The sequence below is a fragment of the Methylobacterium currus genome (genome assembly GCF_003058325.1).
GTDB classification, from domain to species: Bacteria; Pseudomonadota; Alphaproteobacteria; order Rhizobiales; family Beijerinckiaceae; genus Methylobacterium; species Methylobacterium currus.
This window is the reverse complement of the sequence record NZ_CP028843.1, coordinates 3484020-3497768: the sequence shown is the minus strand read 5'-3', so window position 1 is coordinate 3497768 and position 13749 is coordinate 3484020. Positions and strand designations below refer to the sequence as shown.

Sequence of the window (13749 nt, the reverse complement as noted above, 5' to 3'; positions counted from 1 at the left end):
GTTTCGGCGCAAGACATGGAGGGCTCATGCTGCCGCGGCAAGCGGCCGGTCCCCATGCTTTCAAGCCGCGTCGGCCGTCCGCGGCACGCTCCAGCGCTCCACCGTCGCCAGGAACTCGTCGGGACGGAACGGCTTGCCGACATGGTCGTCCATGCCGGCGGCGCGGAACTGGGCGATCTGCTGCGGCAGCACGTTGGCGGTGAGCGCCACGATCGGCAGGCGGCTCGCCGGACGGTCGAGCGCGCGGATGTGGCGCGTCGCGGTCAGCCCGTCCATGCCGGGCATCTGCACGTCCATCAGCACCACGTCGTACCCGCCCGCCTGCACGGCCAGGATCGCCTCGGCGCCGTCGCCCGCCACCGTCACCTGGTGGCCGCGGCGCTCCAGGATGGCGCGGGCGATGTCCTGGTTGACCGGGCTGTCCTCGACGAGGAGGATCCGGGCCGGCCGCGCGAGCGGCGCGAGCGGGGGCCGCTCCCGGGCCGCCTCTCCCTCCGCCGCCGCCGGCAGCGGGACGGCGAACCAGAAGGTCGAGCCCGCGCCCGGCCGGCTCTCGACCCCGATCTCGCCGCCCATGGCCTCGATCAGCTGCCGGCTGATCGCCAGCCCGAGGCCGGTGCCGCCGAAGCGGCGCTGGATCGAGCCGTCGACCTGGCTGAAGCGCTGGAAGAGCTGGCCGAGCCGGTCGGCCGGGATGCCGATCCCGGTATCGCTGACCGCGACCCGCAGGGCGTGACGCCCGCACGCGAGCGGCGCGCTCGACAGGTGCAGGGTGACGCGGCCCGCCGGCGTGAACTTGATCGCGTTGTTGACGAGGTTGAGCAGCACCTGGCGCAGCCGGTCCGGGTCGCCCACCAGGCGCGAGGCGAGGCCCGGCGCCGTCTCCACGCTCAGGGCCAGGCGCTTGGCGTCGGCCGCGGTCCGGACGATCGAGACCGCGCTGTCGGCGAGCGCCGCCGGCCCGAAGGGCTGCGGGTCGAGGTCGATCTGCCCGGCCTCGATCTTCGAGAAGTCGAGCACGTCGTTGACCACCGTCAGCAGGGCCTGGCCCGCCTCCTGGATCCGCTCGGCGCTGCGGCGCTGCTCCGGCGACAGGTCGCCCTCCCGGACGAGGAGCTCGGCGTAGCCGATCACGCCGTTGAGGGGCGTGCGGATCTCGTGCGACATCGTGGCGAGGAATTCGGTCTTGGCCGCGCTCGCCGACTCGGCTTGGCGCCGCGCGGCTTCGGCCTGCAGCCGCGCCGCCTCGGCGACGCGGTTGGCCTCCAGCACGGCGAGCTCGCGCCGCTTGCGCTCGGTCACGTCCGAGAAGGTGCGGATCGCCCCGCCCTCGGCGAGGCGCACGGTGCGCACCTCGAGCACGGTGCCGTCCGGGCGGGTGCGCTCGTAGACCGGCGGGGCGGCGAGGAGGTCGCCCCTGAGCTTGAGCCACGATTCGCGCTCCACCCGGGCCCCGGCGAACTCGCCGCTCGCGCTCTGCCAGGCCACGAGGTCGGCGAAGGCCGGGTGGTCGTGTCGGTAGTCCGGCGGCAGGCCGAGCAGGTCGATCGCCCGCTCGTTGCAGAGCTGGACGAGGCCGGCGGCGTCGATCACCAGCACCCCCTGGTCCATGTTGGCGAGGGTCGCGTCGAGTAGGGCCTTCTTGCGCTGCAAGGCCGCTTCGGCGGTGCGGCGCGCCGTGATGTCGGTGACCGTGCGCAGCACGCCCCCGTCGGCGGTCGGCGCGTTGTGGACCTCCAGGATGGTGCCGTTCGGCCGCGTGCGCTCGTAGCGGTCGCCGATGACCGCGAGGTCGCCCATCGCGATCGCGCGCTCGAAGGCCGAATCGAGCCCCGCATATTCGCCGGCCGCCGTCAGGACCTGCCGCATCTCCTGCCGCGACGGACGCGAGGCCAGGAAGGCCGGGTCGAGGTCGAGGAGCTCGGCGAGCCGGCGGTTGGTGACCGCGACCCGCCCTTGCGCATCGACCATGATCAGGCCCTGGTCCATCGCGTCCAGGGTCATCTTGAGGACCGCCTCCTTCTCGACGAGCTCCCGGGTGCGCTCGGCGATGCGGTCCTCGAGGTCGGCGTTGCTCTTGCGCAGGGCGTCCGCCTGCCGCTGCAGGATCGCCGAGGTCTGCGCCAGCACCGCCCCGACCTCGTTCACCTCCCGGATCGGCGTCACCGGCATCCGCAAGCTGACGCCCCGGCTGAGGTCGTCCGCCGCCTGGGACAGCAGGGCCTTGGCGAGCAGGATCCGGCGGCCGACGAGCAGCGAGGCGACCAGCGCGATCAAGAGGAGGCCGAGGACCACCGGCGCCAGCACCAGGACCGAGGTGACGAAGGGCGCCCGCAGGGCCGCCTGCTCGATGCCGATCGTCACCACCCAGCCCGAGAGGCCGGAGCGGTGATGGGTGCCGAAGACCGGGATGCCGCTGAGGTTGCGGCCCCACCACTGCCCCGTCGTCCCGCCGACCGAGCGGAAGCCCGGGAGCGGCCGGCCGGCCGCCGCCTCGGTGTCGACGGACCGGCCGATGATGAGGCCCTGCCGGTCGGCGACCGAGCCGGAATAGGGGGCGGAGACACCGGCGGCCCGCAGGATCTCGCCGAAGAGCGGGGCCGGCAGGGTGGCGTTCAGGAAGTAGGCCAGCGCACCGCCGCGCCGCACCGGCACGGTGACGACGACGATCGGCTTGCCGGTGACGGTGCCGGGAAACAGGTCGGAGATCGCCGGCGCGCCGGTCTCCTCCACGGCCTGGTCGTTGCCGAGCACCGCCAGGGGCAGGGGCGTTCCCCAGGGCAGCCGGGTGTTGACGCGCTGCTGCCCGTCGCGGTCGCGCAGCACGATGTTGATGCCCTGCAGGCGCACCACCTCCCGCGCCTGGCGGTCGAACCGGGCGAAATCCTCCGTCTCCAGGGCCGGCGAGGTGGCGAGCGCCTGCAGCATCGCGATCTGGCCGCTGAGGAAGCGGTCGATCTGCTCCACCGCATGGGCGTTGAGGGTCGCGGTCCGCTCCTCCATCCGCGTCTGCTCGGCCTGGACCCAGCGTTGCGCGATCAGCCCGATGATGAGGAGCGCCGGCACCAGCAGCGCGGCCGCCAGGGCCGTGACATGGGTCCGGAGCGGACGCGCGCGGAAGCCGGACGGCCCCGCCACGCTCGCCTTGTCATGGTCGTGATCGGACACTCGTCTGCACCGGCCCAACGGCCTTGCGCCCGTCGCAAGCCGATTGTCTGCAAGGCAGATGAATGAGGAACGATGTCCTTGATAAGGAAATAACTGTTACGCGATGCCTGATCTTTCACGTTAGGTCGTATGGCGTCGGAACTAATCCATCCGGCGGATCGGGATAGGCTGTGCGTCGATCCCGCGCGTCATACCATCGCGCTTTCGCATCGACGCGTCGATGCGAAAGCGTCCGGCGCATCAGCGCCGGCGCCCGTCCGGGCTGAGCCAGCGCCTTCGAACGAGTCCGTTCGAAGGCGCGGCGGTATCAATCCATGTCCCGGCCGGCATCGGCGCCGTCGAGCCCGCCGTCGAGATCGTCCTCCGCCTCGGCGTCGGACTCGTGCGCCTCGAGGCCGGCGGCCTCGGCGAGGTTGCGGGCGGCGCGGCGCAGGAGCTTGCGCAGGCGCCGGCGCTCCTTGTTGTCGAAGCCTTCCAGCATCTCGGCCTCGACCTCGTCCCAGATGCCCTCGATCGCCGCGGCCTTGGCCAGGCCCGACTCGGTCAGGCGCACCCGGACGATGCGGCCGTCCCCGGCCTCGGTCCGGCGCTCGACCACCCCCATGGCGGCGAGCCGCGTGATGGTCTTCGAGGCGGTGGGCGGGCGCACCCGCAGGGTGGCGGCGAGATCGCCCATGGTCATGGTGCCGGCGGCGGCCAGCGCCTGCACCACCTGCTCCTGGCCGGCGAAGAGATCGAGTTCCGCCAGGCGGTCGCCGATGCGGCCGCGATGGAGGCGCGCCGCCTGCATCAGGGCCCAGCCGACGCTCTTGGCGCCGGGGGGCCGGAGGCGCTTGGCCGCCCGGCGCGGCGCGTCCACGGCCAAAGCCTGCTCGCCCGTTGCCATGGCACCCGCCCCTGTTCTCGAGACAAATCCTGCCGCGCCTGCACCGTGAGCGCAAGGGCGGCCGGCGGGGCGCCGCATGGTGCCCTTGAGGGCGCACATGCCAGCCGGCCTGTGACGACTGGATGACGCGAGGCCGGTTCCGGCCCGTCCGTCCGCGGCTTATGGTCGGCCGCGCGAGAGACGGAGGATGCGCGATGCCGGCCCGGCCCTGGGGCGACCTGACCACCGAGGAATGCCGCGACGGCGCGCTCGCAGCCACCGTGGCGGTGCTGCCGGTCGCGGCCGTGGAGCAGCACGGCCCGCACCTGCCGCTCGCCACCGACGTCGTCATCGCGGAGGGCTACCTGGCGCGGGTCGCGGACCTCGTGCCCGGCGACCTCGACGTGCGGGTTCTGCCGGTGCAGACCGTCGGCCTGTCGCCCGAGCACACGGATTTTCCCGGCACCCTGACGCTGACGCCCGAGACGGCGCTCAGGGCCTGGACCGAGATCGGCGACGGCGTGGTGCGGGCCGGCTGCACCCGGCTCGTCATCGTCTCCTCGCATGGCGGCAACAGCGCGCTCATGGACCTCGTGGCCCTGTCGCTGCGCGGCCGGCACGGGATGGTGGCGGTCACCACCGCCTGGAGCCGCTTCGGCACGCCGCCGGGGCTGTTTCCGGACGGTGAGGTGCGCCACGGCATCCATGGCGGCGGGATCGAGACCGCCCTGATGCTGGCGCTCCGGCCCGACCTGGTGCGCCGCGCGGCGATCCGCGACTTCGTGCCGGCAAGCCGCGCGATGGAGCGCACCTACACCCACCTGCGCGCCGGCCGCCCGGCCGCCCTTGCCTGGCACGCGCAGGACCTCAACGCGGCCGGCGCCATCGGCGATGCGAGCCTCGGGACGGCGGAGGCCGGCCGCGCCCTCCTCGATCACGGCGCCCGGGCCTTCGTCGACCTTTTGCGCGACGTCGCCCGCTTCAGCTTGGACGGACCGGTCTCGCGCCGGGCGGAGTGACACACTATATCACCCGTCGCGGCGCCCCCCGGCGCCCCGCTCACCTGCGAACAGACGGCCCCGCATGTCCGACAAGATCCCCGTCACGGTGCTCACCGGCTATCTCGGCGCCGGCAAGACCACGCTCCTCAACCGCATCCTCACCGAGCCGCACGGCAAGCGCTACGCCGTGATCGTCAACGAGTTCGGCGAGATCGGCATCGACAACGACCTCGTCGTGGGTGCCGACGAGGAAGTGTTCGAGATGAACAACGGCTGCATCTGCTGCACCGTGCGCGGCGACCTGATCCGCATCATGGACGGGCTGATGAAGCGCAAGGGCAAGTTCGACGCGATCATCGTCGAGACCACCGGCCTCGCCGACCCGGCGCCGGTCGCCCAGACCTTCTTCGTCGACCAGGATGTCGGCGAGGCCGCCACCCTCGACGCGGTGGTGACGGTGGTGGACGCCAAGTGGCTGTCCGAGCGCCTGAAGGACGCGCCCGAGGCCAAGAACCAGGTCGCCTTTGCGGACGTGATCCTCCTGAACAAGGCCGACCTCGTCGACGAGGCCGGCCTCGACGCGGTGGAGCGCCAGATCCGCGCCATCAACCCCTCGGCCGAGATCCACCGCACGCAGCATTGCGCCGTGCCGCTCGACAAGGTCCTCGGCCGCAGCGCCTTCGACCTCGCCCGCATCGTCGAGATCGAGCCTGAATTCCTCGAGGAGGGGCACCATCACCACCATTCCGACGAGATCCAGTCGATCTCGGCCCGGCTCCCCGGCGCGGTCGATCCCAACAAGTTCATGCCGTGGATCTCCGACCTGACCCAGGTCCAGGGGCCCGACATCCTGCGCTGCAAGGGCATCGTGAGCTTCCCCGACGAGCCGCGCCGCTTCGTCTTCCAGGGCGTGCACATGATCCTCGACGGCGATTTGCAGGACGAGTGGAAGCCGGGCGACCCGCGGGAATCCCGCGTCGTGTTCATCGGCCGCCACCTCGATCCGGAAGCCATCCGCAAGGGCTTCGAGGCCTGCCGCGCGTGAGCGTGAGCGGCCGATCCTGCCTGCGCGGGGACGACCGATCTTTGCGCTTTTGCGCCCCGTACGGCCGTGCTACAGGCTCGGCCGTCCGTTGACGATCGCGGGAGAGACCGGCCTTAGGGTCGGCACCGAAGGGGAAAGGCGTGCCAGCCGTGCTGCGCGCCGAAGCTCTCAGGTAGAAGGACCGCGACCGAGAGGGCACTCTGGAGAGGGCGCATGTCGCCCGCCGATGGAGCAAGCCGGGTGCGAGCCCGGCGAATCTCTCAGGCCACCCGAACAGAGTTCCAACTCCTGCGACCTGCCCTGAACCGGCGGGAAGGATGGAACGCGTGTCGGGACAACAGACCTCCTTCGATCTCATCGTGCTCGGCGCCGGCGTCGTCGGCACCGCCACTGCCTACTGGGCGGCGCGTGCCGGCCTGTCGGTCTGCGTGATCGACCGCCAGGGCGGGGCGGGGCTCGAGACCAGCTACGCCAATGGCGGCCAGATCTCGGTGAGCCACGCCGAGCCCTGGGCGAATCCGAGCGCCCCCCTCAAGGTGATGAAGTGGCTGTTCGACGCGAAGGCGCCGCTGCTGTTCACGCCCCGCCTCGACCGGCATCAATGGTCGTGGATCGCCGGCTTCCTGCGCAACTGCACCCCGGAGCGGGCGCGCCGCAACACCGTCGAGATCGTGCGGCTCGGCGCCTATAGCCGGGCGAAGCTCCAGGAGATCCGCGCCGCCGAGAACCTGGCCTACGCCGAGAAGACCCTCGGCATCCTGCATTTCTACCGTGACGCCAAGGAGTTCGAGGCGGCCAAGCCCGTCGCCGAGCTGATGCGCCAGCACGGCTGCGAGCGCCGGGTGGTCTCGCGCGACGAGGTGCTGGCCCTCGAGCCGGCCTTCGCCCACGCCATCGACGACGTGGTCGGCGCCACCTACACCGCCGAGGACGAGAGCGGCGACGCCCGCGCCTTCACCCAGGCGCTCGCCGCCCGCACCGCCGCGATGGGCGCGACCTTCCTGTACGGGTCCGAGGCGACGCGCCTGCTGCTCTCAGCCAACGGCGATCGCATCACCGGCGTCGAGGCGATGGTGGCGGGCGGGCACCAGCGGCTCACCGCCCCGAACGTCGTCGTCTCGCTCGGCGCGTGGTCGGCGCCGTTCCTGCGCCGCTACGGCGTGAACCTCGCGATCTACCCGGCCAAGGGCTACTCGGTCTCGATCCCGATCGAGGGCCATAACGGTGCGCCGCAGGTCAGCCTCACCGACGACGAGTACAAGCTGGTCTATTCGAACCTCGGCACCCACCTGCGGGTCGCCGGCACCGCCGAATTGTCGGGCTATACCCGCCACCTCGACGCAGAGCGGGTCGCGGCGATCCTGGAGAACGCCCGGCGCACCTTCCCGAATGCCGGCAATTTTTCCGCCGCCACCGCCTGGAGCGGCCTGCGCCCGACCACGCCCTCGAACGTGCCCTATCTCGGCCGCACCCGGATCCGCGGCCTGGTGCTCAATACCGGCCACGGCACGCTGGGCTGGACCATGGCGGCGGGCTCCGGCCGCATCGCCGCCGACCTGGTGACCGAGCGCGAGACCGAGATCCCGGCGCCGATGGCGGCGTGACCGGCGGGTCCTCGTCGGTCCGGCCCCTGGTGCGGTGCGCCGGGGGCCGAGACTCCGGGGCGTGATCCCGGCGGCCCGGCCGGAACGTCACGCGCCGAGCGGTGCGGTCGAGGGCGATCGGGTCCGCCACAGCGCCCCGATCAGGCCGAGATTGACGAGGGCGCAGGCGAGCAGCAGCCCCCATAACGGGCCGGCGCCGGCCTGGGTGAGCACGAACGCCCCGGCCGGCGGGGCCAGGGCCTGGGCGATCAGCCCCGGCCGCGCCAGGCGGCCGGCGAGCAGCGGGTAACGGTCCGGGCCGAACAGGGCCAGCGGCACCGTGCCCCGGGCGATCGAATAGATCCCGTTGCCGCCGCCATAGAGCACCAGCCAGAGCCCGGGGCCGGGCACGCCGCCGGCGAGCAGCGCGAGGCCGAGGGCGACCAGGCCGAAGGCCGCCGTCAGCGTCCAGAGCGGGTGGTGGCGGCCCTTGAGCGCCATCTCCACGATCCGCGCGCCGACCTGCGCCGGCCCGATCAGCGCCCCGTAGGACACCGCCGAGGCGAGGGCGACGCCGCGCGTCTGCAGCAGGGCGATGAGGTGCACCGACACCAGGGACATGATCGCCCCCCCGAGCACCAGCACCCCGGCGAACAGCAGGAACACCCGCCGCTCGCGCGCCGAGAGCGGCCTGTCCGCCCGATGGGCGTCGGTCGTCGTCGCTAGTGCCGGGGCGGGCGGGACGAAGAGGAGTGCCAGCGGCAGCGTGACCAGCAGATGCAGGGCGGCATAGGCGAGGCACGCGCCCCGCCACCCGGTCTGCGCGACCAGGAAGGCCGAGAGCGGCCAGCATACCGTGCTGGCGAACCCGCCCCACAGGGTCAGCGTGGTGATCGCCGGCCGCGCCGCCGCGCCGTAGAGGCGGGCGAGCGTGGCGAAGGCGGGGTCGTAGAGGCCGCAGGCCATGCCGAGGCCGAGGAGCAGCCAGCCGGCCAGGTAGACCGGCAGGACAGGCGCGAGCGCCAGGGTGACGAGGCCGGCCGCCAGCAGGCAAGCCGCCAGGGCGAGGACCGGCCGGCCGCCATGGCGCTGGATCGCCGCGCCGACATGCGGCGAGGCGAAGGCGGCGACCAGGAGGCCGAGGGTCAGGCCGCCGACGATCCCGGCGAGCGGCCACCCGGTGCTGTCCGCGACCGGGCCGGCGAGGATCGCCGGCAGGTAGAAGGACGAGCCCCAGGCGAGGATCTCGACGACGCCCAGGGCGGAGACGACGGCGAGGCGGCTGCGCCCGCCCGGCTCAGGCGTCACGGGAGGCGGGCTCGAGCGCCGCGCCCCTGCGCAGGGCGCCGCGTTCGTACCAGCCCTGGCTGCGGTTCACGATCCACACCACCGTCAGCATCACCGGGACCTCGATCAGCACGCCCACGACCGTGGCGAGGGCCGCGCCCGAGTGGAAGCCGAACAGGCTGATCGCCGCGGCCACCGCCAGCTCGAAGAAGTTGCTGGCCCCGATCAGCGCCGAGGGGCCGGCGACGCAGTGCTGTTCCCCGGCCAGGCGGTTGAGCAGGTAGGCCAGCCCGGCATTGAGGTAGACCTGGATGAGGATCGGCACGGCCAGGAGGGCGATGATCAGCGGCTGCGCCAGGATCTGCTCGCCCTGGAAGCCGAACAGCAGCACCAGCGTGGCGAGCAGGGCGACGAGCGAGACCGGGCCGAGGGTGTTCAGCAGCCGGTCGAGGGCCGCCTGCCCGCCGGAGGCCAACAGGCTGCGCCGCACGAGTTGCGCCACGATCACCGGAACGACGATGTAGAGCACCACCGAGAGCACCAGGGTGGACCACGGGACGGTGATCGAGGACAGGCCGAGCAGCAGGCCGACGATGGGGGCGAAGGCCACCACCATGATGCTGTCGTTGAGCGCGACCTGGCTCAGCGTGAAATGCGGCTCGCCCCGGGTCAGGTTCGACCAGACGAACACCATGGCGGTGCAGGGCGCGGCGGCCAGGATGATGAGGCCGGCGATGTAGCTGTCGATCTGGTCCGCCGGCAGGAGGGGCTTGAACAGCCAGCCGACGAACAGCCAGCCGAGCAGCGCCATCGAGAACGGCTTGACCGCCCAGTTGACCAGGAGGGTGATCCCGATCCCGCGCCAGTGCCGGCCGACCTGGCCGAGCGCGGCGAAATCGATCCTGAGCAGCATCGGGACGACCATCAGCCAGATCAGCACAGCCACCGGCAGGTTGACCTTGGCGATCTCGGCCGCGCCGACCAGGTGGAAGAATCCCGGCATCGCATGGCCGAGCGCGACGCCGGCGACGATGCAGAGGGCGACCCACAGGGTCAAGTAGCGCTCGAAGGTGGACATGGGCCGGGCTTTCAGAAGGTGATGCGCTTGGTCAGCAGCGTGGCCGAGGCCGGGCACAGCCCGCTCGCCTGGCGCGTGGTCCGGATGGCGGCCGGGGCCGCCGCGCGGTCGCAGGCCGAGAAGCCCAGCCGTTCGAAGAAGGCGCGGGCTTCCGGGCCACCGGTCAGCGCGTAGGCCTGGCGTGCGCCCTGATCGTAGGCCCGCCGCATCAGCAGGGCGGCCAGGTTGCGCCCGCCGCCCTGCCGGCGACACCAGGGCATCACCATCATGGAGCGCAGCAGCACGTCGGCGCCGTAGCGCTCGAACCCGCCCCAGCCGACGTCCTGGCGGTCGAGCGTGGTGTAGCGGAAGACGATGCGGCCGGGATCGGTGAGGTCGGCCGTGGGCAGGCCGGCCGCCGCCAGGGCCTCCACCAGGTCGGGGTCGTCGCCGCGGGCCCGATGGTCCCGGAGAAAGGCCGTGCCGTCGTCGCGGGCCGCGGCCATGGCGGGCCGCCGTCCCGGGAGGAGGTCCAGCACCACCTCCGAGGGACGGCAGAGCTTCGCACCCGCCGCCGTGACCACGATCGGTCGGTTGAGCAGGATCGGGTGCGCCTGGATCGCGGCGTGCAGCGCGGCGTCGGTCCTGGCCGGATCGCCCAGGCCCATGGCCGCGTAGGGCGTGTCCTTCTGGCGGAGGATCTCGCGCACCGGCACGCCCATGCGGTCGAGCAGGGCGACCAGCTCCGGCGTGGAGGGCGGCGTGCGAAGGTACTCGATGACCGCCGGCTCGACGCCGCAGGCCCGCAGGAGCGCGAGGGTGCTGCGCGAGGTGCCGCAATCCGGGTTGTGGTAGAGGGTGACCGTCACGCGCAGGCTCCTGCCTGGGTGCCGCAGCCGGACGTGAGGGCCGTGACCGCCGGCGTGCAGACCTCCGGCCGCCCCTGGCAGCAATCCTTCAACAGGAAGGCGATCAGGCCGGACAACGCCGGATAGGCGGCCTTGTAGATGATCGAGCGCCCCTCCCGCCGCGAGGCGACGAGGCCGGCCTGTTCCAGCTCCTTCAGGTGGAACGACACGTTGGAGGCGGACACGCCGGCCTCGCTCGCGAGCGTGCCGGCCGCCACCCCCTCCGGGCCGGCGGTCACGAGATGGCGCAGGAGGCGCAGACGGGTTTCCTGCGCCAGGGCCGCGAAGGCCAGGAGGGCTTGACGTTCGTCCATGCTTCGACAATCCTAAAATTATCGAAATATGAGGTAGCAAAGATGCTCGACGTTGCCAAGATGGACGCGACCCTGCCGCCGCCGGTCGCCGTCGAGGATGTTTCGCTCGGCACGCTGCTGGCCGCCTGCGACGCCCAGACGGCCGCGCCCCTGGTGTTCTCGTACGAGGGCCGGACGATCCGCCCCGGCTACCACGTCACCGAGGTGAAGGCCGGGCAGTTCGCCGCCCTCGATTGCGGCGGCAATCCCGAGGCCTGGTCGGAGATCTTCGTGCAGCTCTGGGACGTGATCGACGGCGACCGCACGCATATGAACGCGGGCAAGTTCGCCGCGATCATCCGCAAGGTGTCCGAGCATGTCGGCCTGGACCTGAGCGCCCGCCTGACCTTCGAGGTGAGCGACGGGGTGGCTCCGATGCAGCTCCACTGCGCCGGCCACCCGCGGATGGCGGAGGGGAGGCTGGCCGTCGACCTGTCACCGCGTGCGGCGAGCTGCAAGCCGCGCGACCGCTGGCTCGAGGAGCAGAAGGCGAGCGCCTGCTGCGGCCCCTCGACCAGCAAGCAGCCTTGCTGCGGCTGAACGGCTGTTCGCGGCCCCAGGCCGACGCGGAGAGGCGGGGCCGATCGGCCCGATCGCGCCCTACCGCACCGTGATCTGATCCTTGATCCTCTCGTAGGTCGCCCGGCTCAGCACCCGCTTCGACAGGAGGTCGCCCGGCGAGGCATAGGGCCGCTTGGCGATGATCGCCTTGCCGATCATGCCGCCGCCGCGCAGGCCGTTCAGCTCCGCGAGGCTCGCGGTGTTGAGGTCGACGGTGCCGGCCGTGGGCTGCGCGGGTGGCTCGGCGGGCTCTGTCGTCTCGACCGGCGGGGTGAAGGCCGGCGGGCTGAAGACCGGGGGAGGGGAGGGCGTCGGGACCGGTGCCGGCGCTGGCGCCGGAGCCGGCACCGGGGCGGGGCTCGTGACGGGAGGCGCCTCCGCCACCGGCGCTGCGCGCGACGCCGGCGGATCGGCCGGGCGCGGGCCCGGATAGACCGAGCGCACCTGGTCCCCGGTCTCGCTCGTCGGCGCGGGCGGCGCCACGCTGCGGCCGGCCTCGGTGCGCTTGGGCGGCTCCGACAGGTTGGGCCCGGTGGCCCGCGGCATCAGGAACTGCCACAGCCCGGCGAGGCCCGCCGCCAGCACGACGATGACGAGGGCGCGGGTGATGGCCGAACCGGTCAGCATCGCGGGCTTGTGTCCTCAGGGTTCGAGACGGGGCCGCCGGCGGCGGCCGTCATGCGCATTCTACCGCGGGTTATGGCCGGCGCGAGGCACGACCGGTCGCGCACCGCCAAGATCCTGCCAGATGTCCACGGATTTGCGCGCGGAATCCCCGTCCCACAGGGCAGGATTGCCGCAGGGTTATCGGAACTGTCCTCGCGCCGAACCGCCGGGGAGCATCGTCAGGCGGCGGGCTTCAGGCGCCGGATCGTGCGGATCGCCCCGTCCCCCGTGCCCGGTCCGGTCCAGCCGGCGCGGATGCGCGCCTCGGCCTCGGCCAGGGGCTCGACCGCCACCGCCATGTGATGCCCGTTGGCGTGGATCAGGCGGGTCTCGTCCAACATCATCCCGACATGGCCGCGCCAGAACACGAGGTCGCCCCGCCGCAGGCCGGCGAGATCGGGGGAGAGCGCCACCGCCCCGCCGAGGGCGGCCTCCTGCTGGTCGCTGTCGCGGGGGGCGGGGATGCCGGCCGCGGCGAGCGCCGTCTGCACCAGCCCGGAGCAGTCGAGCCCGAGGCTGCTGCGCCCGCCCCAGAGATACGGCGTCCCGAGGAAGCGCAGGGCCGTCGCGGCGACGTCCGGCTCGATCGCCTCGACGGGCGCGAGGTGCCCGGCCCAGACGAAGCGCCCGTCGGCGAGGCGCGCATAGGCGCCCTCCCGGGCCGCCACCGCCACCCGGGCGCCGAGGCTGAGCGCGCCGAGGACCGGGCGCTTCAGGTCGGCGGCGGGGTAGAGGAAGGTGCGCAAGGCCGAGACCCGGTGCGTCGGGGCCGGATCGACGGGGCCGAGCGCCTCGGCCGGGAGGTAGCCGACATAGCCGTCGGCCGCGAGCTGCGCGAAGGCCCAGCCGTCGCGCACGTCGTAGACCGTGGCGGCCTCGCCGAGCAGGGCCTCGCTGTCGAGGGCGGCGGCCGGATCGGGCGCGCGTCGCAGGGGCGCGACGGGCCGGGCGATCCGGCACGGCCGGCCGGGGACGTAGCGCGCCGCCTCGACACGGCCGCGCAGGCGCTCGTCGGCGAGGTCGGGCCGGGCGGGGGTCAGGCGCGGGTCGAGGCGGGGGAGATCGGTCATGACCGCGCCACTGTCTCAGGCCCGCCGGGTCCGGGCAAGCCGGCCGTCCGGGCCGGCCTGATTCAGGCAAGCCGACCGGTCCTGGCAAGCCGGCCGTCGGGCCGGCCTGATCCAGGCAAGCAGGCCGTCGAGGCCGGCCGGGCCCGTGTCGGGGCGGCCGCTGCCTCGTGGTGCGACCTTATGCC

General features: G+C 72.8%; 12 protein-coding genes and 1 riboswitch. Of the genes, 4 read left to right on the top strand and 8 right to left on the bottom strand.

Annotated features, from left to right (window positions below):
• Nucleotides 1-60: 60 nt before the first annotated feature.
• Nucleotides 61-3168, bottom strand: coding sequence for a PAS-domain containing protein (locus DA075_RS16320; RefSeq protein WP_099954127.1), 3108 nt, complete (start codon nucleotides 3166-3168; stop codon nucleotides 61-63).
• Nucleotides 3169-3475: 307 nt separating this feature from the next.
• Nucleotides 3476-4054 carry a MarR family winged helix-turn-helix transcriptional regulator gene (locus DA075_RS16315; RefSeq protein ID WP_099954126.1) on the bottom strand — a complete coding sequence of 193 codons (579 nt, stop codon included), beginning with the start codon at nucleotides 4052-4054 and terminating at the stop codon, nucleotides 3476-3478.
• 194 nt (nucleotides 4055-4248) lie between these two features.
• Here DA075_RS16315 and DA075_RS16310 point away from each other — a divergent pair, with 194 nt between their 5' ends.
• The 3 genes from DA075_RS16310 to DA075_RS16300 all read left to right on the top strand — a co-directional run bounded on the left by DA075_RS16310 (nucleotide 4249) and on the right by DA075_RS16300 (nucleotide 7683).
• On the top strand, nucleotides 4249-5052 hold the full coding sequence (locus DA075_RS16310) for a creatininase family protein (protein ID WP_099954125.1): 804 nt from the start codon (nucleotides 4249-4251) through the stop codon (nucleotides 5050-5052).
• 64 nt (nucleotides 5053-5116) lie between these two features.
• Nucleotides 5117-6079: a CobW family GTP-binding protein gene (locus DA075_RS16305; RefSeq protein WP_099954124.1), complete on the top strand. Its 963-nt coding sequence runs from the start codon at nucleotides 5117-5119 to the stop codon at nucleotides 6077-6079.
• A gap of 88 nt (nucleotides 6080-6167) precedes the next feature.
• Nucleotides 6168-6273: riboswitch (glycine riboswitch) on the top strand.
• Between the two features lie 132 nt (nucleotides 6274-6405).
• On the top strand, nucleotides 6406-7683 hold the full coding sequence (locus DA075_RS16300; RefSeq protein WP_210206986.1) for a D-amino acid dehydrogenase: 1278 nt from the start codon (nucleotides 6406-6408) through the stop codon (nucleotides 7681-7683).
• Nucleotides 7684-7770: 87 nt separating this feature from the next.
• On the opposite strand, the gene DA075_RS16295 is transcribed toward DA075_RS16300, so the two are convergent.
• From DA075_RS16295 to DA075_RS16280, 4 genes are read right to left on the bottom strand one after another with little or no spacing between them, the layout of a single operon-like run.
• Nucleotides 7771-8970, bottom strand: a complete 1200-nt coding sequence (locus tag DA075_RS16295; protein WP_099954122.1) for an MFS transporter — start codon at nucleotides 8968-8970, stop codon at nucleotides 7771-7773.
• Nucleotides 8960-10027 carry an ACR3 family arsenite efflux transporter gene (gene arsB / locus DA075_RS16290; protein WP_099954121.1) on the bottom strand — a complete coding sequence of 356 codons (1068 nt, stop codon included), beginning with the start codon at nucleotides 10025-10027 and terminating at the stop codon, nucleotides 8960-8962. Before arsB ends, DA075_RS16295 begins: the two co-directional genes overlap by 11 nt.
• An 11-nt stretch (nucleotides 10028-10038) precedes the next feature.
• The gene (gene arsC, locus DA075_RS16285) at nucleotides 10039-10875 is read right to left on the bottom strand and encodes an arsenate reductase (glutaredoxin) (protein ID WP_099954120.1); all 837 of its coding nucleotides are present in this window, start codon (nucleotides 10873-10875) and stop codon (nucleotides 10039-10041) included.
• A complete protein-coding gene (locus DA075_RS16280) occupies nucleotides 10872-11228 on the bottom strand; it encodes an ArsR/SmtB family transcription factor (protein ID WP_099954119.1) in 357 nt (118 codons plus the stop codon). Before DA075_RS16280 ends, arsC begins: the two co-directional genes overlap by 4 nt.
• A gap of 60 nt (nucleotides 11229-11288) precedes the next feature.
• Here DA075_RS16280 and DA075_RS16275 point away from each other — a divergent pair, with 60 nt between their 5' ends.
• Complete coding sequence (locus DA075_RS16275; RefSeq protein ID WP_099956630.1) at nucleotides 11289-11807, top strand: DUF6428 family protein; 519 nt, start codon at nucleotides 11289-11291, stop codon at nucleotides 11805-11807.
• Between the two features lie 60 nt (nucleotides 11808-11867).
• Here the strand turns inward: DA075_RS16275 and DA075_RS16270 are convergent, their stop codons facing one another.
• Both DA075_RS16270 and DA075_RS16265 read right to left on the bottom strand, forming a co-directional pair.
• Entirely contained in the window at nucleotides 11868-12455 is a 588-nt protein-coding gene (locus tag DA075_RS16270; protein WP_099954118.1) for a helix-hairpin-helix domain-containing protein, read from the bottom strand.
• Nucleotides 12456-12673: 218 nt separating this feature from the next.
• Complete coding sequence (locus tag DA075_RS16265) at nucleotides 12674-13564, bottom strand: C40 family peptidase (protein ID WP_099954117.1); 891 nt, start codon at nucleotides 13562-13564, stop codon at nucleotides 12674-12676.
• Between the last annotated feature and the right edge of the window lie 185 nt (nucleotides 13565-13749).

Coding starts and splice junctions, on each gene's coding strand:
- DA075_RS16315 (WP_099954126.1), bottom strand. CDS start 4,054: ATGGCAACGGGCGAGCAGGCTTTGGCCGTGGACGCGCCGCGCCGGGCG.
- DA075_RS16310 (WP_099954125.1), top strand. CDS start 4,249: ATGCCGGCCCGGCCCTGGGGCGACCTGACCACCGAGGAATGCCGCGAC.
- DA075_RS16305 (WP_099954124.1), top strand. CDS start 5,117: ATGTCCGACAAGATCCCCGTCACGGTGCTCACCGGCTATCTCGGCGCC.
- arsB (WP_099954121.1), bottom strand. CDS start 10,027: ATGTCCACCTTCGAGCGCTACTTGACCCTGTGGGTCGCCCTCTGCATC.
- DA075_RS16280 (WP_099954119.1), bottom strand. CDS start 11,228: ATGGACGAACGTCAAGCCCTCCTGGCCTTCGCGGCCCTGGCGCAGGAA.
- DA075_RS16275 (WP_099956630.1), top strand. CDS start 11,289: ATGGACGCGACCCTGCCGCCGCCGGTCGCCGTCGAGGATGTTTCGCTC.
- DA075_RS16270 (WP_099954118.1), bottom strand. CDS start 12,455: ATGCTGACCGGTTCGGCCATCACCCGCGCCCTCGTCATCGTCGTGCTG.
- DA075_RS16265 (WP_099954117.1), bottom strand. CDS start 13,564: ATGACCGATCTCCCCCGCCTCGACCCGCGCCTGACCCCCGCCCGGCCC.